The organism is Micromonospora sp. BL4 (assembly GCF_003667505.1).
Taxonomy (GTDB): Bacteria; Actinomycetota; Actinomycetes; order Mycobacteriales; family Micromonosporaceae; genus Micromonospora.
The window spans coordinates 22,594-46,244 of the sequence record NZ_RCVJ01000104.1 but is presented as its reverse complement, the minus strand read 5'-3'; the positions used below and the strand labels follow the sequence as shown (position 1 = coordinate 46,244).

The following is a 23,651-nucleotide window of genomic DNA, read 5'->3' as shown; positions in this document are numbered from 1 at the left end:
GGGGCTGGGTGGCCCGGCGGTCCGGCTCGGGCTGTCCGGCGTGCGGACCCTCGGCGCCGAGGTGGCCGAGCGGATCGAGGCCGAACGGGCGACCGGTGGGCCGTACCGGGACATGCCGGACCTGGCCCGGCGGGTCGGTCTCACCGCCGCGCAGCTGGAGGCGCTGGCCACCGCGGACGCCTTCGCCTGTTTCGGGCTGACCCGGCGGGAGGCGCTCTGGGCCGCCGGCGCGGCGGCTCAGGACCGGCCGGGCCGGCTGCCCGGCACGGTGACCGGCGCGGCGGCGCCCACGCTGCCCGGGATGGAGGCGGTGGACCGGCTGGTCGCCGACGTGTGGGCCACCGGGCTGTCGCCGGAGAGCCATCCGGCCCGGTTCATCCGGGGGCAGCTCGACGTGCTCGGCGCGGTGCCGATCGCCCGGCTGGGCCGGGTGGACCCCGGGCAGCGGATCCGGGTCGGCGGCATCGTCACCCACCGGCAGCGCCCGGCGACCGCGGGTGGGGTCACCTTCCTCAACCTGGAGGACGAGACGGGGATGCTCAACGTCACCTGCTCGCCGGGGCTGTGGCAGCGCTACCGGCGGGTGGCCCGGACCAGCGCCGCGCTGGTGGTCCGGGGACGGCTGCAACGGCACGAGGGGGTGACCAACCTCGTTGCCGACCGGCTGGACGCCATTGAGCCACCGGTCAGCCCCGCCTCCCGTGACTTCCGTTGACCGACGGCATCGGATCCGCACGTTTAAGAAATCCGGCTGGGGAGAAGTGCAGGTCGCGGGCAAGGTGGCCCGCATCGGTTCGGGGAGGTCTCATGTCACGGAAACTGGGGTCGACCGCGCTCGCCGGGGTGCTCGCCCTGGCGCTCAGCGCGTGCGGGGGAGTCGGCGGCGGCAGCGACGCGGGGGGCGGCACCGCCACCCGGGGCGCGCTCAGCACCATGGGGTTCGGTTTCTCCGACGAGATCGCGACCACCCGCGTCGACGCGTTCAAGCGGGACCACCCCGACGTCGAGCTGAAGGTCACCGAGGGCGCCTTCGACGAGCAGCAGTTCCTCTCCGCGGTCGCCTCGGGGAACCCACCGGATCTGGTCTACATGGACCGCAAGCTGATCGGCACGTACGCCAAGCGCGGCTCGATCCAGCCGCTGACCGACTGCGTCAAGAAGCAGGACATCAACCTGGACCAGTACCGGCCCGCCGCCCGCGCCCAGGTCACCCTGGACGACACCGTCTACGGCATTCCGGAGTTCTCCACCGTGCGGGTGGTCTACCTGAACGAGGGGCTGCTCAAGCAGGCCGGGATGACCGCCGAGCAGGTGAACCTGGCCGACTGGGCCGCGCTGCCCGGGCTCAACGCCAAGCTGGCCTCGGTCTCCGGCAACCGGCTCTCCCGGATCGGCATCGACCCGAAGATCCCCGAGTTCCTGCCGATGTGGGCCAAGGCCAACGGCGTCGACATGCTCTCCGCCGACGGCCGCACCCCCCGGCTGGACGACCCCAGGGTGATCGAGGCACTCACCACCGGTGTCAACCTCATCCAGCAGCAGGGCGGGTGGGGCAGGTTCAAGTCGTTCCGGGACACCTTCGACTTCTTCGGCGCACAGAACCCGCTGTCGAAGAACCAGATCGTGGCGTGGCCGATGGAGGAGTGGTTCCTCAACCAGGCCGCGAAGAACAGCCCGAACGCCGAGCTGGTGGTCAAGCCGTTCGTGGACCGGCAGGGCAAGCCGCTGACCCAGTCCGGCGGGCAGGCCTGGGTGATCACCAAGGGCGCGAAGAACCCGGACGCGGCGTGCGCGTTCGTCAAGCAGATGACCGCCACCGACACCTGGATGGCCGCCGCGAAGGCCCGGGCGGACGCCCGCAAGAGCGCCGGCCTGCCGTTCACCGGCATCTACACCGCCAACACCGACGCCGACCGGAAGATCTTCGAGGAGCTGTACCAGCCGACCGGCAACAAGCGCTTCGACGACGCCGTGGCCACCATCCGTTCGGTGCAGGACGCCGCGTTCGCGCTGCCCGCCTCGCCGGCCGGCGCCGAGTTCGACAAGGCGTACTACGACGCGGTCAACCGGGTGCTCGCTGGCCAGGAGCAGCCCGCGCAGGCGCTGCGGCGGGCCCAGCAGGAGGCCACCGCCGCGCTGGACAAGGCCGCGAAGTAGCCCGCGATGGCCACCGTCACCGCTCCCGCCCCGGGCCGGCGCCGCCGTACGCCGCTGGCCCGGCGGGAGGCGCGCTGGGCGTACCTCTTCCTGGCGCCGTGGATCGTCGGGTTCCTGGTCTTCTACGCGGGGCCGATGATCGCCAGCCTCTGGTTGAGCTTCACCGAGTACGACGTGATCAATCCGCCGGAGTACACCGGGCTGGACAACTACCGGGAGCTGATGAGTGACCCGGCGGTGGCCCGCAGCCTGGGCAACACCGTCTACTACACGGCGTTGCACGTACCGCTGGTGATGGTGATCTCGCTGGGCCTGGCGCTGCTGCTCAAGCGGGTCGGCCGGTTGCAGGGCTTCTTCCGCACCGTCTTCTACCTGCCGGTGATGACCCCGGCGGTGGCGGTCGGGATCCTGTTCCTGTTGCTGCTCAACACCCAGGACGGCCTGATCAACCGGGCGCTCGGCCTGGTCGGGATCGACGGTCCGAGCTGGACCACCGACCCGGGCTGGGTGATGCCGGGCATCATCCTGATGAGCCTGTGGAGCCTCGGCTCCACGGTGATCATCTACCTGGCCGCGTTGCAGAACGTGCCCCGTGACCTGTACGAGGCGGCCTCCATCGACGGCGCCGGCCCCTGGGCCAGGTTCCGTTCGGTCACCCTGCCGATGATCTCGGGGGCGCTGTTCTTCACGCTGATCGTCAACACGATCGCGTCGCTGCAGATGTTCACCGAGGTCTACACCATGTACTTCGGCAACCGGGAGACCCAGAACACATTCAACAGCGACGCGGCGAGCTTCTACGTCATCCACCTGTTCCAGGAGGCGTTCCAGTTCCTGCACATGGGCTTCGCCTCGGCGATGGCCTGGCTGCTCTTCGTGATTATCTTGATCATCACTCTGATACAGGTGAAACTCAGCAACCGGTTCGTGTACTACGAGGGAGAAGACAAGTGACGGGGATGAACGGCCACAACGGCGTGGCCAACGCGCGACGCACCAAGCTGACCGCGGGCTGGGTGCCCGAGCAGCACCTGGAGCCGCGCGAGTACGAGCTCACCGACGGCCCGGTCGCCAACGCTCGGCGGTCCCGGGCCGAGGAGGACCCGGCGGCTGGGGCCGAGTCGTGACCGCCGCCGTCGAGCGGGGCGCCGCTCCGCCGGTGCCCGGCATTCCGCCGGCCCGGCCGACGGTGCCCCGGTCGGCGGCCGGTGAGGGCCGCCGGCCGGTCTGGCAGCGGGTGCTCTTCGTGGCGGCGCTGGTCGGCGCCGCGGTCATCTTCATGCTGCCGTTCGTCTGGCTGGTCAGCGCATCGCTGCGCCCCCGCGAGTACGTCTTCGCCCCCGGCTTTCTGCCGGTCCCGTTCGCTCCGGAGAACTACGCCGAGGCCTGGAGCGCCGTGCCGCTGCTGACCTGGTTCGGCAACAGCGTGGTGGTCGGCGTGGCCGCCGCCGCGGCGGTGACCCTCTCCAGCGCCTGGGTGGCCTTCGGCTTCGCCTACTTCCGCTTCCCCGGCCGCAGCCTGCTCTTCGGGCTGGTCCTGGCGACCATGATGCTGCCGTTCGCGGTCACCATGATCCCGACGTACCTGATCTGGTCGGATCTGGGTTTGACCGACACCCAGGTGCCGCTCTGGGCGGGCAATCTGTTCGGCTCGGCGTTCTACATCTTCCTGCTGCGGCAGTTCCTGCTCTCGCTGCCCCGGGAGTACTTCGAGGCCGCCCGGGTGGACGGGGCGAGCTACCCGCAGTTGTTCTGGAAGATGGCGTTCCCGCTGATCCGGCCGGCGCTGCTGGTCGCCTTCGTCTTCGAGTTCAAGGCCAGCTGGACGGACCTGCTCAAGCCACTGATCTACCTGCGCAACGAGCAGCTCTACACGCTGCCGCGCGGGCTCAAGGTGGTGCTGGACCGGTTCGGCTACGGCGGCGAGCAGCAGTGGGAGATTGTGCTCGCCGGGAGCGTGCTGGCCACCGTGCCGATGATCATCCTGTTCTTCCTGGCCCAGCGGCACTTCGTGGAGGGCATCGCCACCACCGGCCGCAAGGGTTGAGTGGACCGGGTGACTAGGCTCGACCGGGTGGAGCAGACCCGAGGCCGGTTCACCGGGCCGCCGCTGACCCCCCGTACCGCCGTGATCTGGTCGGTGCTCCGCGCCGAACTGGACCGGCGCGGCGACGCCGAGCTCACCGTGCTGGACGTGGGCGGCGGCACCGGCGGTTTCGCCGTCCCGCTGGCCCGCGCCGGGCACCGCGTCACCGTGGTCGACGCCAGCCCCGACGCGCTGGCCGCGCTGACCCGCCGGGCCGCCGAGGCCGGGGTGGCCGACCGGATCGCCGCCGTGCAGGGCGACGGGGACGCCCTCGCGGGGCTGGTCGAGCCGGCCGGCGTCGACCTGGTGCTCTGCCACGCCGTGCTGGAGGTGGTCGACGACCCGACGCCGGTGGTGGCCGCGCTGGCCACCGCGCTGCGCCCGGGCGGTGCGGCCAGCGTGCTGGTGGCCGGCCGGGCCGCCGCCGTGCTGGGTCGGGCGATGAACGGGCACCTGGACGTCGCGGCCGCGCTGGCCGCCGACCCGGCCGGCACCGCCGGACCCCGGGACACCCTGCGCCGGCGCTACGACGCCACCGGCGCCGCCGCGCTGCTCGCCGCCGCCGGGCTCGAGGTCGAGGAGATCCACGGGGTACGCGTACTGGCCGACCTGCTGCCCGCCGCCGTCGCCGACGGCCAGTCCGCGGCCCTGGTGGAGCTGGAACGGACGCTGGCCGCGCAGCCCCCGTACCGGGACCTGGCCGCCCAACTGCACCTGTTCGCCCGCCGTCCGGCATGACCGCCCGGCACGACGGCGCGCCGGCGCCGCTGACCGTCCTCGGTCCGGGCCACGGCGGCGGTCGCCTCGCTGACGTGCTGCCCAGCGCGCTCGCCGTACTGGGCGTGCCCGGGTCGGCCGACCCGCTCGGGCTGGTCCCCGCCCTGGCCGGGGTACGCCGGATCGCCGTGCTGCTCGTCGACGGGCTCGGCTGGTATCAACTGCCGACCGCCGCGCCGTACGCGCCGATCCTCGCCGGGCTCGCCGCGACGGTGGGCCGGCCGCTTCTCGCCGGTTTCCCGTCCACCACCCCGACCAGCCTGGTGACCCTCGGCACCGGCGTGGCGCCGGGCGCGCACGGGGTGCTCGGCTTCACCGTGCGGGTGCCCGGCACCGACCGGGTGCTCACCCACACCGACTGGGCCGGCGACCCGTCACCGCTGCGCTGGCAACCGGTGCCCACGCAGCTCGAACGGGCCCGCGCCGCCGGGGTGGCGGTGACCGTGGTGAGCCGGCCCGAGTTCGGCGGCAGCGGGTTGACCCTGGCCGCCAACCGGGGCGGCGACTTCCGGGGCGCCGCCGGCGTGGACGCCGTGGCCGCCACCATGCTGGCCGCGCTGGCCGCCGGCCCCGGACCCACCCTGGTCTCCGGCTACCACCCGGACCTCGACCGGCACGGCCACCTCGGCGGGGTGGACTCCCCACCCTGGCGGATCGCCGCCAGCGAGGTGGACGCGCTGCTCGCCCGGCTGGTCGACGGGCTGCCGTCGGACGCGGCGCTGCTGGTGACCGCCGACCACGGCCAGCTCAACGTGCCCGCAACGCACCGCTTCGACCTGGACACCGATCCACGGCTGCGCGCCGGTGTGCGGCTGGTGGCCGGTGAGGCCCGGGTGCGCTACCTGCACGTCGTACCGGGTGCGGTCGACGACGTGGTGGCCGCCTGGTCGGAGGTGCTCGGTGACGCGGCGCGGGTGCGCACCCGGGACGAGGTGGTGGCCGGCGGCTGGTTCGGGCCGGTGCCCGAGGAGCACCTGGGGCGCATCGGGGACGTGGTGGTGAGCTGCAACGACACGTACGCGGTCATGGCCACCCGCACCGAACGGCCGATGGCGTCCCGGCTGGTGGCGTACCACGGGTCGGACACCGCGGCCGAGCTGACCGTGCCGCTGCTGGTGGTCCGGGGCTGACCGACGCACGGTGCGCCCCGCCGGCCGCTGGTGATGTCGTACCCCCGGGTTAACCTGCCGGGATGGGCCGCAGCCAGTCGTTGCCCCGGGGCGGCGATCCGCGCTTCGGGCCGGACGCCGACGACTCCGCCAGTCCGATCCTGCACGTCGACATGGACGCCTTCTTCGCCGCCGTCGAGGTGCGTCGCCGGCCCGAGCTGCGCGGCAAGCCCGTGATCGTCGGCGGCGTCGGGCCGCGCGGCGTGGTCAGCTCGGCCAGCTACGAGGCCCGCCGCTACGGCGTGCGCAGCGCGATGCCGACCAGCCAGGCCCGGGCCCGCTGCCCGCACGCGGTTTACCTGCCGCCGGATTTCACCGCCTACGCCCCCGCCTCCCGCGCGGTCATGCAGATCTTCCGGGACGTCACGCCGCTGGTCGAGCCGCTCTCCCTCGACGAGGCGTTCCTCGACGTGACCGGAGCCCGCCGGCTGTTCGGCTCCCCGGCCGCCATCGCCCGGCTGATCCGCCGCCGGGTCGCCGACGAGCAGGGGCTGACCTGCTCGGTGGGGGTGGCGCCGAGCAAGTTCGTGGCCAAGCTGGGGTCCACCCGGGCCAAGCCGGACGGCCTGCTGGTCGTGCCCCCCGGGCAGGTGCTCGACTTCCTGCACCCCCTGCCGGTGGACGCGCTCTGGGGGGTGGGGGAGCGCGCCGCCGAGGCGCTGCGCCGGCTCGGCCTGGCCACCGTCGGCGACCTCGCCGACGCCCCGCTGGGCATGCTCCGCCGCGCGGTGGGCGCGGCGTCGGCGGCGCACCTGCACGAGCTGGCCTGGGGACGGGACCCGCGCCGGGTCAGCCCCGAGCACGTCGACAAGTCGATCGGCGCCGAGGTGACCTTCGACGCCGACGTGGCCGACCCGGTGGAGATCCGCCGCGCCTTGCTCGCGCTCAGCGCGAAGGTCGGCGTCCGGTTGCGCGGCTCCGGGCAGGTGGGGCGCACCGTGACGCTCAAGGTGCGGCTGGCCGACTTCCGCACCGTCAACCGCTCCCGCACCCTCGCCATGCCCACCGACACGGCCCGCGAGATGTTCGACACGGTCTGGGCGCTCTACACCGCGCTGGACCCGGGCGAGCGGATCCGGCTCGTCGGTGTCCGGGTGGAGGGGCTCGCCCCGGCGCAGGGGGCGCCCCGACAGCTCACCCTCGGCGCGCCCGAGCGTGGCTGGCGGGAGGCGGAAGCTGCCGCGGACGCCGCTGCTGCCCGATTCGGGCGGTCCGTCATAGGTCCGGCCAGTCTCCTGGGCGACCGTGACCCCCGTCGAAAGGAAAATCCACCCCACCCGTAGCTCGTCCCGCTTTCCGACGCGCGACCCCCCTCGTAGACTTGCGGGTAAGCAGCCGGTCGGCTGCCACGGTCTGTCGGCCCGAGTGGGCCGACCAACGTGACCGGGGAGGAGTGCCGTGCCGCTCTCGGAGCACGAGCAGCGGCTGTTCGAGCAGATCGAGCAGTCGCTTGCCGAGGACCCCAAATTCGCCTCGGCCGTGCGCGCCAGCGATCCGCGCTTCCACGCGCGGCGTCGCCTGCTCGTCGCCGCCGGCGTGATCATCGCTGGCTTGGCTTTACTGGTCTACGGCGCGGTGATCAAGACTCCACCGCTGGCGGTGGCCGGCTTCGTTCTCATGCTGGCCTCGGCCGCCTTCGCGGTGCAGTCGCACCGGCGGGCGCAGTCACCCGACCTGCACGTGGTGGGTGGCACGACCAGTCGTCGCCGTCCTCGCGGCGGCGGTGGCCGATCCGGTCGCCGGCCGTCGATCCTGGACCGCATGGAGGACAGGTGGCGGCAGCGCCCGGAGGGGCACCGCTGAGCCCGTCCCGCCGCTGAGGCGGGCCGTACGCCGCGACGAGCGGGTCGCCGGGAACACAGCCCCCGGCGACCGCTGACGTATCCGCGCGCCCGTCGCACAGCCGAAGAACGCCGTCCGCTCCGCCGCTCAACGGTCAAAGGCCGCGCCGCTCAACGATCCGAGGCCGCGCCGCTCAACGCTCTGAGGCCGCGCCGCTCAACGCTCTGAGGCCGCGCCCGCTCAACGCTCTGAGGCCGCGCCCGCTCAACGCTCTGAGGCCGCGCGCCGACTCCAGCATGCAGGCGCGGTGCGGGGCGGAAAGCACCGACGGCCGCCAGTTTGCGCCGGCCCGGCGAGCCGACTCGGGGCGACGGCCGGTGGACCGTCACCCCGAGCCGGACGGACGTCGCTCAGCGAGCCGCCCGGTCGGCCAACAGCCGACGCGGATTCCAGCGGAGCAGCCGGTACCGGGCCCGCCCGGTCAGCGCCACCATCCGGCCGGAGGTGTCCGCGAGGGTGGTCCGCCAGCGCAGCAGCACCGACGGCGGCAGCAGGGCGGCGAACAGTCGGGTCCGCCGGCCCGCGCGGGCGGCGAGCGCACCGCGGACCGCACGTAGCGCCGGCGCCAGGGGCTCGCCGGTCAGCGGATCCCGCGCGTAGCGGGCCCGCTCCTCAGCCCGGCCGAGCAGCCGCACCGCGCCGACCGCCGCGGTGTCCTCGTTGAGGGTCTCCCGGACCAGCCGGTCCGCGGTCGTCCGCGGCGTCTCGGTCCGGTCGACCCGGACCCGGAAGTCCACCAGCGTGTCGAGCAGCTCCGCCCAGGCGGCGTGCGCGTCCGCGCGGGCCCGGTTGGCGTCCGGCCCGACCACCACCACCCGTGTCCCGTCCACCGGCGCCGCCTCGTTCGGGGTGGCGGTCATCGCGGCGCCCGCCGCCCGGCCACCCCGCCGCCGGCGCAGCGCCAGCCGACGCAGCGCCGGCACCGCCAGCAGCGCCAGCAGCGCCAGCAGGCCCGCCGTCCACCACGGCCACACGGGCGGCTGCTCGGCCGGCGTCTGGCCGGCGAGGGAGAGCCCCGAGTCGGTGTCCCGGTCGGCGTTGTCCGGACCGGTCGGGCCGCCCGACGCGCCGGGGTCCGCCGCGGCACCCGACGCGCCGGGGTCTGGGGTGATTGATTCCGGCGCGTCGATGTCCGGCGCCCAGGCCGACCGGGTCGAGCCCGGCACACCGTACGACGGCGTGGCGTCGAACGGCACCCAACCGACCCCGTCGAAGTAGACCTCGGTCCAGGCGTGCAGGTTGAGGTTGGTCAGCGTGTACGTGTTGCCGTCCTGCTTGTTGCCGTTGGTGAACCCGAACGCCACCCGGGCCGGGATGCCGGCGCTGCGCACCAGCCAGGCCATCGCCGCGGCGTACTGCTGGCAGTAGCCGACCTTGTTGGTCAGGAAGTTGACGATGTCCTCGCCGCTGCTGCCGCTCTCGGTGCTGAGCCGGTAGCTGAACCCGTTGTCCGCCGAGAAGTGCCGGTAGATCGCCAGCACCCGGTCGTAGTCGGTGCGCTTGCCCTGGACCAGGCCCTTGACCAGCTCCTCCACCTCGGGCACCGGCCCGGGCGTGGCGGTCTGCTGCCGGTTCAACGGGTGCTCGGCCGGCAGCGGCGGCGCGGCCCGCAGCGCCGCCGGCGTGTACGTCGAGCGGATGTAGTCGAAGGAGTACTTCCTGCCCCGGGAGTTGTCCCGGTTGGAGAAGACGACCTGCTGGGTGGGGTCGTAGAGCCAGTTGCCGTTGAGGTCCTCGGTGCGCACCGGCTCGGCGTACACCGGCATCAGGGACATGCTCAGGCTCTTGGTGACCTCGACGGTCGCCCGGTAGCGGGCCTGTTGGACGCCCGGGCCGGCCCGTTCGGTCGGATCCGGCAGGTTCTGGTTGACCGGCCGGCCGCTGGGGTTGCGCGCCTGGAACCCGTTCGGACGCAGCTCGTCCGCGACGGCGTAGCGCAGGTAGAACGGACTCGGCTCGGACGTGGTCACCTTGACCAGGTCGGCCACCTCGGACTGGTTGAGCTGGCCGGCGAGCGAGGCGAACAGGTCGATCCGGCCGGAGGAGCCGCCCGCACCCGCCCGGCCGTTGCCGTTGCCGTTGCCCGTGCCGCCGCCCAGCGTGTCGAGCAGCCCGCCCGTCATGCCCGGCACGGCCAGCGGCAGCGCCACGGCGATGGCCACCCCGACCACCGCGAGCCGGCGGCCGGCGGCGGCCAGCGGCGAGGCCTCCCACACGTCGACGTCGCGGCCGTCGCCGGTGAACCGGCGGCCGAAGCGGCGGACCCGGTCGACGTTGTCGGTGACCAGCAGCCAGAGGTACCCGGCGGCGCCCACCACGAACGGCACCGGGGGGACGCTGTCGACGTAGACGGCGACCGGCACCGAGTAGATGGCGAGCATCGGCAGCCCGGCCAGCGCCGGCCGGCGCAGACCCACCGCCAGCACATCCACCAGTACGGCCACGCCGCCGACGCCGAGCACCGTGATGAACAGCAGCGGGTCAGTGTCCGGGACTTCCACGCCGTACGAGCGCATGTCCTGCATGGAGCCGGTGAACAGGTCGGCGAAGTGCCCGAACGTGCCCGGCGTGGGCAGGAACGTGAGCAGCTCCCCGCCGCTGGGGAACAGCCAGGTCAGGGCGAGCCCCAGGGCGGCCAGCATGCCGAGGACCTGACCCCACAGCGGCGCCCGGATCAGCCGGGTCAGCGCGGCGACCCCGGCCACCACCGCGACCGCGATCGCGGACTGGACGAGCCACGTCCAGGTCTCGAAGATGGACGACAGCGGCGCGGCGGCGAGAAGGGTGGCGGCCGCCGCAACCGGGCCGATGTTCCGACTGGCGATCATGAGGGGAACCTTCCGTTCATCGCACGCCGCCGGCGACCGTCTCGGCCAGCGCGGCGCGCAGGGCGAACCCCTGCGAGCCCCGGCCGGCCTGCGGCCAGAGCGCCGGCAGTCGGCTGCCGTGGTCGACGCCGACCACCCGCCAGCCGCTGTGCAGCATGGCGAGCGCGGCGGCGCCGTGCACGTGCTCCGCCTCGGCCCGGGCCTTCTCGGGCAGGCTGAGCCAGGTGGAGCTGTTCAGCAGGAACCCGACGCAGGTGGCGCCGTTGCCCCGCAGCCCGGCCAGCAGCTCGGCCTCGGCCACACTCACCGCGCCGAACAACCCGATGATCAGCCCGCCGTCGGCGCGCTGCCGGACCCGTTGCACCAGGCCGGTCACCTCGGCCCGCTGGTCCAGTCGGACCTCGGCGAGGTGGTCGAGCAGCGCCCCGTCGCCGCCGGCCTCCGAGGCGTCCACGTCGACCCCCGACCCGGTGACCAGGCGCAGCTTGTAGCCGGCCTGCCGCAGGTGCACCGCGATGCTCGCGGCGGCGGAGACGGCCCACTCGAAGCTCGCCGTCGGCCCGTCGCCGCGGTGGCCGTACGCGCGGGTGTCCAGCACGACCGTGGCCCGGCTCTCCCAGGGCTGCTCCTCGCGGCGCACCATCAGCTCGCCGGTGCGCGCGGTGGACTTCCAGTGCACCCGGCGCAGGTCGTCGCCGCGCCGGTACTCCCGGGTCGCCGCGTCGTCCTCGCCGTGCACCGCCACCGAGCGGGCCCGGCTGTCGCCGCTGCCCGCGTACTCGCCGGGCAGCCGGACCGACGGCAGCGGAGCGACCTGCGGGATGACCGTCAGGTGGTCGGTGCTGGGAAACGCCCGGCTGAGCTCGCAGAGACCGAACGGGTCGGTCATCCGGACCACCAGCGGACCCACGTCGTAGCGGCCCCGCACGTCGGCGCGCACGGTGTACGCCACCGAGCTGGCCTGGTGCGCGCCCAGCCGCTCCAGCACCACCCGGGGCCGGCTGCCCAGGGCGTAGGGCAGCCGGTCCTCCAGGAGCAGGGTGCCGGTCGGCAGCCGGGAGAGGTTCTGCAGGCGCAGCACGACCCGGGAGTTGGCCCCGACCGGGACGCGGTGCGGATCCAGCGACCGGTTGCACGCCAGCTTGTAGCGGCTGCGCCCGACGTATGCGGCGGCCAGCAGCGGCAGGATGCCCAGCAGCACGGCAACCCGGAGCAGGTCCTTCTCGCCCAGGATGCCGGCCGAGATCGCCGCCGCGACCCCGGCGGCGAGGAACGAGCGCCCGCGGGTGGTCAGCCCGCGCAGCCCGGCACGCACGTCACGGCCTCCGCGGCTCGTAGGGCGCGCGACCGTTGCCGGTGGCGGGCCGGGTGTCGTAGGGGGAGCGCTGCCGGTCGTGTGGCAACGGCAGTCGGTGCACCAGCTCGGAGACGATCGCGTCGGTGGTGCGTCGGGCGAGCTGCGCGTCGGCGGTCGGAATGATCCGGTGCGCGAGCACCGGCACCGCGAGGGCCTGCAGATCGTCGGGGAGGACGTAGTCGCGCCCCTCCAGGGCGGCGACCGCCCGGGCGGTGCGCAGCAGCTGCAGGGTCGCCCGGGGGGAGGCGCCCAGGCGCAGGTCGGGCGCTTCGCGGGTGGCGGTGACCAGGTCGACGGCGTACTGCTTGACCGCGTCCGCGACGTGCACCTTCCGGACGGTGGCGATGAGCTGGCGGACGATGTCCGCGTCGGAGACCGGACGCAGCTCGTGCAGCGGGTCCGTGGCGCCGTGCCCGTCCAGCATCGCCAGTTCGGCGCCGGCGTCCGGGTAGCCCATCGCGATCCGGGCGGTGAACCGGTCGCGCTGCGCCTCGGGCAGCGGGTAGGTGCCCTCCATCTCGATCGGGTTCTGCGTCGCGATGACCATGAACGGGGTCTGTAGCTGGTACGTCACGCCGTCGACGGTGACCTGCCGCTCCTCCATGCACTCCAGCAACGCTGACTGGGTCTTCGGCGAGGCGCGGTTGATCTCGTCGCCGACGACCAGGTTGGCGAAGACGGCACCGGGGCGGAACTCGAAGTCGTGCGTCTCCTGGTTGTAGACGCTGACGCCGGTGACATCGCTGGGCAGCAGGTCAGGGGTGAACTGGATCCGCCGCACGGTGCAGTCGATGGACCGCGCGAGGGCCTTGGCGAGCTTGGTCTTGCCGACGCCGGGAACGTCTTCGATCAGGAGGTGGCCCTCGGCGAGCAGGACGGCCAGGGCCAGCCGCACGGTGGCGGTCTTACCCTCGATGACCTGCTCGATGTTGGCCACGATGGCCTCGCTGGCGGCGCGGAACTCGTCGTGCGGCAGCAAGCCGCCCACCTCGTCCCAGGTCTGTTGTGTCACGGGCCTCCTCCTCGTCGCCGTCACGGCAGCTCTGTTAAGAGCACCTGGACCCGCCGTTGGGTTCGCGACGTCGAGCCTCGTTTGCCGCAGAAATCTCACTGGCCTCTCAGGCTAACCATGTTTGTCGTTCTCGCCGACCCCCGCAGGTAGTCCGTCGGTTACGCACCGATATTCGCCATCTCGGGGGACGCGTGACCGTACCGCCTCCGGGTATCCGGCGTCCCGATCCGCGTGGCTCGTCCGTCGGCGCGGGGATGCGAACCCGGGGGAGGGCGCGGTGTGGCGGGAGCGGGACATCTACGGGGAGACCGACGACGGCGGCGTACGGCTCGGCGGTGGCGCGGCGCAGTGGCGCCTGCACGCCGACCACGTCGACGTGGCGGCCGGCGCCGCCGGGCGGCGGGCCCGGATCGCCGCCGAGCTGCTGCCCGTCGTGGTGGACCTGGACGCGAGCGCCCTGGTCCTGCTCGACCTGCAGAACGACTTCTGCTCCCCGGGCGGCTGGACCGACCGCTCGGGGCTGGACCACACGGCCTGCCGGGCGGCGATCCCCGGCGCGGTACGCGCGGTGCAGGCCGCCCGCCAGCTCGACGTACCGGTCATCTGGGTGTTCTGGCACAACCGCCCAGACCTGCGCAACCTCGGCGCACCCACGCTCTGGTCGTTCAAGCACCGCCTCGACCAGGCCGGCATCGGGCAGCCCCTGGACCACGGCCCGGTGCTGACCGAGGGGTCGTGGGGCGCGACGCTGGTCGACGAGCTGCGGGAGCTGGTGCGGCCCGAGGACCTGCAGGTGCAGAAGTACCGGATGAACGGGTTCCACGCCACCTACCTCGACCAGGTGCTCCGCGCGCAGGGCATCCGCACCCTCTTCTTCGGCGGGGTCAACACCGACCAGTGCGTCAGCACGACGATGGAGGACGCCTACTTCCGGGACTACGCCTCGGTGCTGCTCACCGACGCGACCGCCACCTCCAGCCCCACGTACTGCAAGGACGCGGTGGTCTTCAACGCCCAGCAGTGCTGGGGCTTCACCACCGACACCACCCGGCTCGCCGCGGCCGGGTGACCGCCTGGCGTCCCGCCGCCTGGTGGCAAGCCATCGTCGGGCCTGGCGGCGAGGTACACTGCCGGACATGGCCGGAGCTTTCCTGCTTCTTACCGGGCCGTGCTGATGCGCTGAACGCGCGACAGCACGGCGGCCCCTCCTGCGCGAGGGGCTTTTTTGTGCCCGTCGCCGGCCGGCCCGGTGGCGCCGAGACGAAGCGAAGCGGAGCGAGGAGAGACGATGAGTGAGGCAGCCGCACCGGCGGGCGACATCCCCCCGTTCCGGTACACCGCGGCCCTGGCCGACGAGATCGAGAACCGTTGGCAGGACATCTGGGCGCGCGAGGGCACCTTCCACGCCCCGAACCCGACCGGCCCGCTGGCCGACCCGGACCACCCCCGCGCCGGCGCGGAGAAGCTGTACGTGCTGGACATGTTCCCGTACCCCTCGGGCGCCGGCCTGCACGTCGGCCACCCGCTGGGCTACATCGGCACCGACTGCTTCGCCCGCTACCAGCGGATGGCCGGGCGCAACGTGCTGCACGCGATGGGCTTCGACGCGTTCGGCCTGCCCGCCGAGCAGTACGCGGTGCAGACCGGCACCCACCCGCGGACCACCACGGTGGCGAACATCGAGCGGTACAAGGCGCAGCTGCGCCGGCTGGGGCTGGCGCACGACGAGCGCCGCTCGGTGGCCACCATCGACACCGACTTCTACCGCTGGACCCAGTGGATCTTCCTGCAGATCTTCAACTCCTGGTACGACCGGGACGCCGGGCGGGCCCGGCCGATCGCCGAGCTGATCGCCGAGTTCGAGGGCGGTAACCGGCCGACCCCGGACGGCCGGGGCTGGGCCGAGCTGAGCGTCGCCGAGCGCCGCCAGGTCGTCGACGACCACCGGCTGGCGTACGTCTCGCAGGCCCCGGTGAACTGGTGCCCAGGGCTGGGCACCGTGCTGGCCAACGAGGAGGTCACCGCCGACGGCCGCTCCGATCGGGGCAACTTCCCGGTCTTCAAGCGCAACCTGAAGCAGTGGATGATGCGGATCACCGCGTACGGTGACCGGCTGCTGGACGACCTGGACAGCCTGGACTGGCCCGAGCCGATCAAGCACATGCAGCGCAACTGGATCGGCCGCTCCACCGGTGCGCACATCGACTTCCCGACCGCCGGCGAGCCGGTGCGGGTGTTCACGACCCGGCCGGACACCATCTTCGGCGCCACCTACATGGTGCTGGCGCCCGAGCACGAGCTGGTCGACACCCTGGTGCCGGCCGCCTGGCCGGAGGGGACGCGGGACGCCTGGACCGGCGGGCACGCCAGTCCGCGTGCGGCCGTCGAGGCGTACCGCAAGGCGGCGGCGGCCAAGACGGACGTCGAACGGCAGGCCGACACCAGGGAGAAGACCGGCGTCTTCATCGGGGCGTACGCCACCAACCCGGTCACCGGCGGGCAGATCCCGATCTTCATCGCCGACTACGTGCTGGCCGGCTACGGCACCGGCGCGATCATGGCGGTGCCCGCGCAGGACGAGCGGGACTGGGCGTTCGCCGAGGTCTTCGAGCTGCCCATCGTGCGGACCGTGCAGCCGTCGGAGGGCTTCGACGGCAAGGCGTACACCGGGGACGGGCCGGCGATCAACAGCGCGGCGCCCGAGCGCGGCCTGGACCTGGACGGCCTGGGGGTCGCCGACGCCAAGGCCGCGATCATCGCCTGGCTGGAGGCGAACGGGCACGGCGCCGGCGCGGTGACGTACCGGCTGCGCGACTGGCTGTTCTCCCGGCAGCGCTACTGGGGTGAGCCCTTCCCGATCGTCTACGACGAGACCGGCGCGGCGATCGCCCTGCCGGAGGAGATGCTGCCGGTCGAGCTGCCCGAGGTGGACGACTTCTCGCCGAAGACGTTCGACCCGAACGACGCCGACTCGAACCCGGAGACCCCGCTGTCGCGTCGCCGCGACTGGGTCGAGGTGGAGCTGGACCTGGGAGACGGTCCGAAGCGGTACACGCGGGAGACCAACGTGATGCCGCAGTGGGCCGGCTCCTGCTGGTACGAGCTGCGCTACCTGGACCCGACCAACAGCGAGCGGTTCGTCGACGCGGAGAACGAGCGGTACTGGATGGGCCCGCGCGGCGAGGGCGACTGCGGGGGGACCGACCTGTACGTCGGCGGCGCCGAGCACGCCGTCCTGCACCTGCTGTACGCGCGGTTCTGGCACAAGGTGCTGTTCGACCTGGGGCACGTGTCGTCGTTCGAGCCGTTCCGCAAGCTGTTCAACCAGGGCATGATCCAGGCGTACGCGTACACCGACTCGCGCGGCAGCTACGTGCAGGCCGAGGACGTCGTCGAGCGCGACGGCGCCTACTACCTGGGCGACCTGACGGTCAACCGCGAGTACGGCAAGATGGGCAAGTCGCTGAAGAACGTGGTGACCCCCGACGACATGTGCGCCGCGTACGGCGCGGACACCTTCCGGGTGTACGAGATGTCGATGGGCCCGCTGGAGGTGTCCCGCCCGTGGGAGACCCGGGCGGTCGTCGGCTCGTACCGGTTCCTGCAGCGGGTCTGGCGGGCGGTGGTCGACGAGGAGACCGGTGCGCTGCGGGTCACCGACGAGCCGGCCGACGAGGCGACCCGCCGGCTGCTGCACAAGGTGATCAACGGGGTCCGCGGCGACATGGACGGCATCCGGTTCAACACCGCGATCGCCAAGCTGATCGAGCTGACCAACGGGCTGACCCGGCTGTCGGCGACGCCGCGCGAGGTGGCCGAACCGCTGGTGCTGATGGTGGCGCCGTTCGCCCCGCACGTCGCCGAGGAGCTGTGGCGCCGGCTGGGCCACGACACGTCGCTGACGTACGCGGACTTCCCGACGGCTGACCCGGCGCTGCTGGTGGTGGACACGGTCACCTATCCGGTGCAGATCAACGGCAAGGTGCGTGGCCGCATCGAGGTCGCCGCCGGCTCGTCCGAGGAGACCGTCCGTGCGGCCGCGCTGGACGCGGTGGCCACCGCCCTGGCCGGCAAGGAGCCTCGCAAGGTCATCGTCGTCCCGGGCCGGGTGGTCTCGGTCGTCGCCTGACCGCCCTGGCGGATCGTGACGTCCGCGGAGGCGGACGCTGCGAAAAGCGCGATGACTCAGAGGTATAAATATGCCTCTGAGTCATCGTGCTCGTCGGTGCGTCCGCCCGCTCCGACGACCCGCCGGCCCCCGCGCTGCGACACGGCGCGCCGGCGGGGCGGTGGCTCAGGCGGTCAGCGCCGCAGCGACTGTGCGGTGGTGGGTGAGCAGCCAGTCGTGCCAGTGGCGTACCGCGTGAACGGCGCCCGCGTCGCGTAGCCGGCGCATGGCCGGCTCGTCGCGCTCGGCGCCGGCGTCGATGCTCCGCCAGGTGCTCCCGATCTGGTGGAGCATCACGTCCACCAGCTCGTCCCGGGGCAGTGCCGGACCAACGGGTGCGGTGGACGCCGCGTCGTAGGCGTCACAGAGCACTTGGCAGCGCCGGCCCAGCTCGGTCGGATCGGCGCCCTCGCCCAACGCCGCCCAGTGCCAGCCGGCGAACGCGACATCCTCGATCCGTCGGCCGGGCCGGGCCAGGTCCCAGTCGAGGAAGGTCACCGGCAGTGGCCCGGTCGGGAAGTCCCGATACACCGTGTTCTTCGGGGACAGGTCGCGGTGGCACACCGTCTCGGCGCCGCCGGCCAGCGCGGTGCCCGCACACGCGTCGTGCAGCCGCCGGATCAGCTCGGCCAGCCGCACCAGCGCCGGGTCGGCGAAGAACGTGGGGTCCTCCCGGTCCCGCCACGGCACCCGACCCGGGACGTAGCTGAGCATCTGCCGACCCTGGGCGTCGACGCCGAGGTGCTGGGGCGCGAGGTCCGCGCTCACCTCGGCGAGGTGGCGCAGCAGCGCGCCGACGAAGTCGAGGTTGGCCGGCGGGGTACGCCGCACCGTGTCGCCGACCCGGACCACCTCGGCGACGAAGCCGCCCGCGAGCCGCTGCTCGCCGGGCAGGTCGGTCGGCTCGGACACGGTCATGCCGGCGTCGCCCGGCGCCGCCGCTCGGCGCGCCACCACCGGGAGATCAGCACCACGCTGGCGATCAGGCCGAGGCTGGCCGGGGCGGCGGCGTACCAGTTGATGTGGCCGGGGGAGCTGACCGCGGCGCCGATCGCGGCGTAGCCGAAGGCGGTCGGCGCGGACGCGAGCACGCTGCCGACCAGGAACGGCAGCACCCGGGCGCCGGTGGTGCCGTAGCCGTAACTGACCAGACCGAAGCCGGCGATCGGCAGCAGCCGGACGGTGACCACGCCGAACACGCTCTGCCGGGCGAACCAGCCGTCCAGGCGGGCGAGCCGGCCGCGGACCCGCTCGGCGACGAACTCCCGGCCGAGCAGCCGGCCGACCGTGAACCCGACCGCCGCCGCCACCAGCGCGGCGCCCAGGGCGTACGCGGCGCCCTCCAGCGGACCGAAGATCGCGCCGGCGGCGAGCGTGATGAACGTCCGGGGGACCAACGCGACCAGCAGCAACGCGCCGCCGAGGACCGCCGCCACCGGGGCGAGGTCGCCGAGCCGGTCGGCCAGCCGCGGCAGCTGCGCCGGGTCCGGCCTTGGTACCAGGAGCAGCAGCAGCCCGCAGAGGCCGATCAGCAGCACGAGCAGGGCGAACCGGGCGGCCGACGGCTGCCGGAGCAGCCGCCGGACGGCCCGGATCATGCCCGGGCGGCGGCCACTGCGGCGCGGCGCTCGTTCCGGAGCCGGTCCGACCAGGTGTCGTCCAGCGGCGGAAGCTGGTGCGCGCCGGTGGCCCAGCGCAGCAGCAGGTCGGCCAGGGCCGGGTTGCGGGCCAGTGCGGGGCCGTGCGAATACGTGCCGAGCAGCTTGCCGCGCCAGGCGCCCTCGGTGCTGCCGTCGTTGCCGACCCCGGCGCTGACCCGGGCCAGCGGCGCGACCTCCGGGCCGAGGTGGGTGCGGCCGCCGTGGTTCTCGAAACCGGTCAGCGCGGGCAGGCCCAGCCGCGGGTCGATCTCGCCGGCCAGCTCGCCGACGGCCCGGCTCGGGCCCCGGTCGGACTGCAGGTCGAGCAGCTCCAGCCCGCGGCACTGCACACCCTTGGCGAAGAAGGAGGTGCCGAGCAGCTGGTAGCCGGCGCAGACGCCGAACACCACCGAACCCTGGGCGACCGCCCGGTGCAGGCCGCCGTCGGCGATGAGCCGCTGCGCGCCCAGCGCCTGCGGACCGTCCTCGCCGCCGCCGACCAGGTAGATGTCGGCGGTCGCGGGCAGCCGCTGGTCGGAGCGGACCTCCAGCACCTCGACCGGCATGCCGCGCTGGCGGGCCCGCCGGGCGAGGATCAGGGCGTTGCCCCGGTCGCCGTAGGTGGAGAGCAGGTCGGGGTAGATCCAGACGATGCGCAGGCTCTCAGTTGACACGGTCCAACTCCGCTCGGATGTCCTGGAACGCGGTGTAGTTCGCGATGACCTCCAGCCGCCCCGGCGGGACCGACCGGATCGCGTCGTCGAACGTGCGCACGTGCTGGAACGGCACGTCGTTGACGTCCAGCCGGACCGCCAGGTCGTACGCCCGGTCGCCGGTGATCAGCACCTGCCGGCCGCGCAGCGGGGCGAAGTCGACGTCGAAGAGCCAGGAGGTGTCCAGCCCGTCGGGGTCGCGCGCGTTGATGGACAGCAGGGTGGGCGCCTCGTCGGCCATGTCGAACGCCTCCAGCCAGCTGGCCGGGTTCTTGGCCAGCAGCAGCCGGATGTTGCGCCCGTCCTTGTCGACCTGCGCGTAGCGGCCGGCGACCGAGGTGACGATGCCGAGGCGGGACACCGCGTCGACCGGGCGGACGCCGAACTCGGCGGCCACGGCCAGCGCGGTCGCCGCGTTGCCGAGGTTGACCTTGCCGGGCAGCTGGAGGGAGACCTTGTGCCAGGCGCCGGTGGGGTCGAGCACGCCCTCGTCCTCGACGACCCACTGCGGCTCCGGCCGGCGCAGCGGGCAGCCGGTGCACCACCACTGGTCGCCGGAGCGCTGGATGGTGGAGCCGCACTCGGGGCACACCCAGGAGTCGTCGTGCCAGCGCTGGCCGGCGCTGAACCACGTCACGTGCGGCGGGTTGATGCCGCGCGCGGGGTCGGCCGGCGGGGTGGCGGCCCAGACCACCATCGGGTCGTCGGCGTTGGCCACCACCCGCACGTCGGTGTGCCGGACCAGCGCGGCGCGCCAGAGCTGCGCCATCATGGCGACCTCCTTGGCCCGGTCGAGCTGGTCGCGGGAGAGGTTCAGCAGCGCGACCACGTGCGGCTCGGTCGCCTCCAGCACCTGGGCGAGGTAGTGCTCGTCGACCTCCAGCACCGCGTACGGGGTGCTGCCCGCCTTGGCCAGCGCCGAGGTGTGCCCGGTGGGCATGTTGGCGCCGAACGAGTTGGTCGCGACCCGGCCGAGCACGCCGACCGCGGCGGCGGCCAACCGGGTGGTGGTGGTCTTGCCGTTGGTGCCGGAAACGAGCGCGATGGCGCGCCCGGCCGACAGGTGGGCCAGCAGGTCCGGGTCGATCTTCAGCCCGATCCACCCGCCGATGACCGAACCGTCGCCACGGCCGGCCGCCCGGGAGAGCGCCGCGGCAGTCCGTGACACGGAGCTGGCCACCTTGGCCCGTAGGGGCATTTTCGCGTCCGTCACGCGAGCGAGGTTACCGGACCGCCCACCCCACCAGATCGCCGCCGACGGCGAACCGTTCGGTTGTGGTGCGGACGCGGGTGGCCGGGTCGGCTTCCACCGGATGGAGTCGATCAATGTCGGAAAGCGGACCACGCCGGGCGGCAGCCCTGGCCCTCCACTCCGCTCCACCCCTTGTGACGTGCGGTTTTGCCCATGGATCGGGCGCGCCACGCGGTCGAATCTGGTTGCAGGTGGAGGGAAGTGGAGTAGAGTGGGGCCCAATGGTGAGGCCGGGAGGGCTCACCGGCCCGGGGGGTCAGCGGCGCCGCGAACGCCGCTTAAGGGCGAGGGGGTAGGGCCGGTGTTTCTCGGCACCCACACTCCGCGCCTGGACGACAAAGGCCGGTTGATCCTTCCGGCCAAGTTCCGGGACGAGCTGGCGGGGGGTGTCGTGATCACCAAAGGGCAGGAGCGCTGCCTCTACGTCTTTCCGACACCGGAGTTCCAGCGGATCGCGGAGCAGTTGCGCGCGCAGCCGATGACGCACAAGGCGGCCCGGGCCTACAGCCGGGTCTTCTTCGCCAGCGCGCACGACGAGGTGCCGGACAAGCAGGGCCGGGTGACCATCCCGGCTCACCTGCGGGCGTACGCCGCGCTCGACCGCGACCTGGTCGTGATCGGCGCGAGCACGCGGGTGGAGATCTGGGACCGGGTCGCCTGGGAGACCTACCTCGCCGAGAGCGAAGACGACTTCGCCGACATCGAGGAGGGGGTGCTGCCCGGCGGTCTGTAGGGCGGAACGGCGCCCGACGTACTGCGAGATCTCCAGCCGCTTTCGAGTTCCTGGCATCCCTTCCCCGGTGCCAGGCGCACGATCCAGTCATCGGGTCCGAACCCGGTGCCGGGCGGGAGCGGATGGGGATCTGGCGGTACGACGGCAGCGCCGTCCGACGACAGGCGCATGGACGAACGGACGTTTCAACCAGTGGGGGTCAACATGGGGGAGCTGCGCGGCACGCACGTGCCGGTGCTGCTCGAGCGGTGTCTCGAGCTGCTGGCCCCCGCGCTGGGTCGGGGCGGCCGCACGGTGCACGTCGACGCGACGCTCGGCCTGGCCGGGCATGCGGAGGCGGTGCTCGAGGCGAACCCGGAGACGGTCCTGATCGGGCTCGACCGGGACACCGAGGCCCTCGCCCACGCGCGGGTCCGGCTGGCCCGTTTCGCCGACCGGGTGCACCTGGAGCACGCCGTCTACGACGAGCTGCCCGAGGTGCTGGACCGGCTGGGCTATCCGGGCATCGACGGGATTCTGTTCGATCTGGGTGTCTCGTCGCTGCAACTGGACGCGCCCGACCGCGGGTTCGCGTACGCCCAGGACGCGCCGCTGGACATGCGGATGGACCAGACCCGGGGGGTGACCGCCGAGGAGGTGGTCAACACCTACGCGCATCCGGACCTGGCCCGGGTGCTGCGGGTCTACGGCGAGGAGAAGTTCGCCGGCCGGATCGCCTCGGCGATCATCCGGGAGCGGGAGCGCGCCCGGATCACCTCGTCCGCGCGGCTGGCGGAGCTGGTCCGGGACTCGATTCCGGCGCCAGCCCGACGAACGGGTGGACACCCGGCAAAGAGAACGTTTCAGGCTTTACGGATCGAGGTAAACAAGGAGCTGGCAGCGCTGGAGTCAGCGCTGCCGTCCGCGCTCGACGCACTGACCGTGGGCGGTCGCATGGTGGTCCTGTCCTACCACTCGCTGGAGGACCGGCTCACCAAGGTGGCGCTCGCGGATCGGGTCCGCAGTAAGGGCCCGATCGACCTCCCGGTCGAACTACCCGGGTCCGGTCCGACGTTCCGGCTGCTCAGCCGGGGCGCCGAACTGCCCGGGGAGGCGGAGGTCGCCGCGAACCCACGAGCCGCCTCGGTGCGGTTGCGGGCCGCGGAGCGACTCGACCCGAACGCGACACAGCAGGGGCGGACCGACCGCGAACGGTCCCGCCGACGGGTGAAGGCGATGCACCAACCGGGGACGGGGTCCGCGGGATCCGTAAGGGATCCAGGGACGCCGGGGGACGACAGAGGGACGGATGTAGAGGGGGAGGGACATGAACATTGACAAGCGCGACCGCCGGGACGTCACCGGCGGCGGGCAGCGCGCACCGCGGTCGGGGGGCCGGACCGCGGCGGAGCGGGCTCCGCGCGTGGGAGACGGTACGCCACGCATCGATCGAGTGAAGCGGCAGGGGGAGGCTCGCGCCCGGGGGGCGCGCGAGTTTCCCACCCAGGGCACCGCCGCGCTGCGTCCGGCCGAGAAGGCCGGCGTCGCGGCGAGCGCCCGTCCGCCCCGGCTGCGGGTGGCGCCGCCTCCGCCGGTGTCGGTGCCGCGCGCGCCGTTCGCGGCGCTGATCGTGGTGCTGGTGGTCGGCGGGGTGCTGGGCATCCTGGCGGTCAACACCAAGATCAATGAGAACGCCTTCCGACTGGAGAAGCTGCAGCAGCAGCAGGCCCGACTGGACCTGGAGAAGCAGCAGCTCGACAAGCAGATCGCCGAGGCCAAGGCGCCGGGCAACCTGACCGCCGAGGCGCGGCGGCTGGGCCTGGTGGACGCCGGTGAGCCGGCGTACATCCGGCTGCCCGACGGCCGGACCATCGGCGTGCCGAAGCCGGCGACCGGCGAGCCGTCGGTGACCAGCCAGCAGGGCACTGGAGGCTGACC

General features: G+C 73.1%; 21 protein-coding genes. 14 read left to right on the top strand and 7 right to left on the bottom strand.

All coding sequences use genetic code 11. The features are described 5' to 3' along the window. The 9 genes from EAD89_RS10110 to EAD89_RS10075 all read left to right on the top strand — a co-directional run. Positions 1–715: OB-fold nucleic acid binding domain-containing protein (locus tag EAD89_RS10110; protein ID WP_233578456.1), on the top strand; the 715-nt coding region annotated here is incomplete at its 5' end. Positions 716–807: 92 nt separating this feature from the next. Continuing rightward, on the top strand, positions 808–2,157 hold the full coding sequence (locus EAD89_RS10105) for an extracellular solute-binding protein (protein WP_121655869.1): 1,350 nt from the start codon (positions 808–810) through the stop codon (positions 2,155–2,157). 6 nt (positions 2,158–2,163) lie between these two features. Beyond that, a complete protein-coding gene (locus EAD89_RS10100; protein WP_121655868.1) occupies positions 2,164–3,111 on the top strand; it encodes a carbohydrate ABC transporter permease in 948 nt (315 codons plus the stop codon). After that, positions 3,108–3,284, top strand: coding sequence for a hypothetical protein (locus EAD89_RS30700; RefSeq protein WP_199733463.1), 177 nt, complete (start codon positions 3,108–3,110; stop codon positions 3,282–3,284). The genes EAD89_RS10100 and EAD89_RS30700 overlap by 4 nt, the downstream gene beginning before the upstream one ends. Further along, a complete protein-coding gene (locus EAD89_RS10095; RefSeq protein ID WP_121675523.1) occupies positions 3,281–4,204 on the top strand; it encodes a carbohydrate ABC transporter permease in 924 nt (307 codons plus the stop codon). The genes EAD89_RS30700 and EAD89_RS10095 overlap by 4 nt, the downstream gene beginning before the upstream one ends. A 9-nt stretch (positions 4,205–4,213) precedes the next feature. After that, positions 4,214–4,981 (top strand): methyltransferase domain-containing protein, encoded by a 768-nt coding sequence (locus EAD89_RS10090; RefSeq protein WP_121675525.1) that lies wholly within the window; start codon positions 4,214–4,216, stop codon positions 4,979–4,981. Then, the gene (locus EAD89_RS10085; protein ID WP_121675522.1) at positions 4,978–6,150 is read left to right on the top strand and encodes an alkaline phosphatase family protein; all 1,173 of its coding nucleotides are present in this window, start codon (positions 4,978–4,980) and stop codon (positions 6,148–6,150) included. Before EAD89_RS10090 ends, EAD89_RS10085 begins: the two co-directional genes overlap by 4 nt. Positions 6,151–6,212: 62 nt before the next feature. Further along, positions 6,213–7,472: a DNA polymerase IV gene (locus EAD89_RS10080; protein WP_121675521.1), complete on the top strand. Its 1,260-nt coding sequence runs from the start codon at positions 6,213–6,215 to the stop codon at positions 7,470–7,472. A 115-nt stretch (positions 7,473–7,587) separates the two neighbouring features. After that, on the top strand, positions 7,588–7,992 hold the full coding sequence (locus EAD89_RS10075; RefSeq protein WP_121652275.1) for a DUF3040 domain-containing protein: 405 nt from the start codon (positions 7,588–7,590) through the stop codon (positions 7,990–7,992). 389 nt (positions 7,993–8,381) lie between these two features. Here the strand turns inward: EAD89_RS10075 and EAD89_RS10070 are convergent, their stop codons facing one another. From EAD89_RS10070 to EAD89_RS10060, 3 genes are read right to left on the bottom strand one after another with little or no spacing between them, the layout of a single operon-like run. Further along, a complete protein-coding gene (locus EAD89_RS10070) occupies positions 8,382–10,859 on the bottom strand; it encodes a DUF3488 and transglutaminase-like domain-containing protein (RefSeq protein WP_121675520.1) in 2,478 nt (825 codons plus the stop codon). Between the two features lie 16 nt (positions 10,860–10,875). Then, the gene (locus EAD89_RS10065) at positions 10,876–12,174 is read right to left on the bottom strand and encodes a DUF58 domain-containing protein (protein WP_121656717.1); all 1,299 of its coding nucleotides are present in this window, start codon (positions 12,172–12,174) and stop codon (positions 10,876–10,878) included. Between the two features lies 1 nt (position 12,175). Further along, positions 12,176–13,228, bottom strand: a complete 1,053-nt coding sequence (locus EAD89_RS10060) for a MoxR family ATPase (protein WP_121656718.1) — start codon at positions 13,226–13,228, stop codon at positions 12,176–12,178. Between the two features lie 277 nt (positions 13,229–13,505). Between EAD89_RS10060 and EAD89_RS10055 the strand changes: the two genes are divergently transcribed. Continuing rightward, positions 13,506–14,297 (top strand): cysteine hydrolase family protein, encoded by a 792-nt coding sequence (locus EAD89_RS10055; RefSeq protein WP_121675519.1) that lies wholly within the window; start codon positions 13,506–13,508, stop codon positions 14,295–14,297. A gap of 219 nt (positions 14,298–14,516) precedes the next feature. After that, the gene (gene leuS, locus EAD89_RS10050; RefSeq protein ID WP_121675518.1) at positions 14,517–17,357 is read left to right on the top strand and encodes a leucine--tRNA ligase; all 2,841 of its coding nucleotides are present in this window, start codon (positions 14,517–14,519) and stop codon (positions 17,355–17,357) included. Positions 17,358–17,522: 165 nt separating this feature from the next. Here the strand turns inward: leuS and EAD89_RS10045 are convergent, their stop codons facing one another. Genes EAD89_RS10045 through EAD89_RS10030 form a run of 4 tightly spaced genes read right to left on the bottom strand, consistent with a single transcriptional unit; the run spans position 17,523 to position 20,947 of the window. Next, entirely contained in the window at positions 17,523–18,314 is a 792-nt protein-coding gene (locus EAD89_RS10045) for a phosphotransferase (RefSeq protein ID WP_147458787.1), read from the bottom strand. Next, complete coding sequence (locus EAD89_RS10040) at positions 18,311–18,994, bottom strand: TVP38/TMEM64 family protein (RefSeq protein WP_121656722.1); 684 nt, start codon at positions 18,992–18,994, stop codon at positions 18,311–18,313. The genes EAD89_RS10045 and EAD89_RS10040 overlap by 4 nt, the downstream gene beginning before the upstream one ends. Beyond that, positions 18,991–19,710: a type 1 glutamine amidotransferase gene (locus EAD89_RS10035; protein WP_121656723.1), complete on the bottom strand. Its 720-nt coding sequence runs from the start codon at positions 19,708–19,710 to the stop codon at positions 18,991–18,993. Before EAD89_RS10035 ends, EAD89_RS10040 begins: the two co-directional genes overlap by 4 nt. Then, positions 19,700–20,947 (bottom strand): MurT ligase domain-containing protein, encoded by a 1,248-nt coding sequence (locus EAD89_RS10030; RefSeq protein ID WP_121656724.1) that lies wholly within the window; start codon positions 20,945–20,947, stop codon positions 19,700–19,702. Before EAD89_RS10030 ends, EAD89_RS10035 begins: the two co-directional genes overlap by 11 nt. Positions 20,948–21,302: 355 nt before the next feature. Here EAD89_RS10030 and mraZ point away from each other — a divergent pair, with 355 nt between their 5' ends. The 3 genes from mraZ (at position 21,303) to EAD89_RS10015 (ending at position 23,649) form a co-directional block, all read left to right on the top strand. After that, positions 21,303–21,734: a division/cell wall cluster transcriptional repressor MraZ gene (gene mraZ / locus EAD89_RS10025; RefSeq protein ID WP_074313044.1), complete on the top strand. Its 432-nt coding sequence runs from the start codon at positions 21,303–21,305 to the stop codon at positions 21,732–21,734. Between the two features lie 204 nt (positions 21,735–21,938). Next, complete coding sequence (gene rsmH / locus EAD89_RS10020) at positions 21,939–23,051, top strand: 16S rRNA (cytosine(1402)-N(4))-methyltransferase RsmH (protein WP_199733464.1); 1,113 nt, start codon at positions 21,939–21,941, stop codon at positions 23,049–23,051. After that, positions 23,041–23,649, top strand: coding sequence for a hypothetical protein (locus EAD89_RS10015; RefSeq protein ID WP_121656726.1), 609 nt, complete (start codon positions 23,041–23,043; stop codon positions 23,647–23,649). Before rsmH ends, EAD89_RS10015 begins: the two co-directional genes overlap by 11 nt. Positions 23,650–23,651: the final 2 nt, after the last annotated feature.

Coding starts and splice junctions, on each gene's coding strand:
- EAD89_RS10070 (WP_121675520.1), bottom strand. CDS start 10,859: ATGATCGCCAGTCGGAACATCGGCCCGGTTGCGGCGGCCGCCACCCTT.
- leuS (WP_121675518.1), top strand. CDS start 14,517: ATGAGTGAGGCAGCCGCACCGGCGGGCGACATCCCCCCGTTCCGGTAC.
- rsmH (WP_199733464.1), top strand. CDS start 21,939: ATGGGGGAGCTGCGCGGCACGCACGTGCCGGTGCTGCTCGAGCGGTGT.
- EAD89_RS10105 (WP_121655869.1), top strand. CDS start 808: ATGTCACGGAAACTGGGGTCGACCGCGCTCGCCGGGGTGCTCGCCCTG.
- EAD89_RS10015 (WP_121656726.1), top strand. CDS start 23,041: ATGAACATTGACAAGCGCGACCGCCGGGACGTCACCGGCGGCGGGCAG.
- EAD89_RS10085 (WP_121675522.1), top strand. CDS start 4,978: ATGACCGCCCGGCACGACGGCGCGCCGGCGCCGCTGACCGTCCTCGGT.
- EAD89_RS10040 (WP_121656722.1), bottom strand. CDS start 18,994: ATGATCCGGGCCGTCCGGCGGCTGCTCCGGCAGCCGTCGGCCGCCCGG.
- EAD89_RS10030 (WP_121656724.1), bottom strand. CDS start 20,947: ATGCCCCTACGGGCCAAGGTGGCCAGCTCCGTGTCACGGACTGCCGCG.
- EAD89_RS10080 (WP_121675521.1), top strand. CDS start 6,213: ATGGGCCGCAGCCAGTCGTTGCCCCGGGGCGGCGATCCGCGCTTCGGG.
- EAD89_RS10100 (WP_121655868.1), top strand. CDS start 2,164: ATGGCCACCGTCACCGCTCCCGCCCCGGGCCGGCGCCGCCGTACGCCG.
- EAD89_RS10045 (WP_147458787.1), bottom strand. CDS start 18,314: ATGACCGTGTCCGAGCCGACCGACCTGCCCGGCGAGCAGCGGCTCGCG.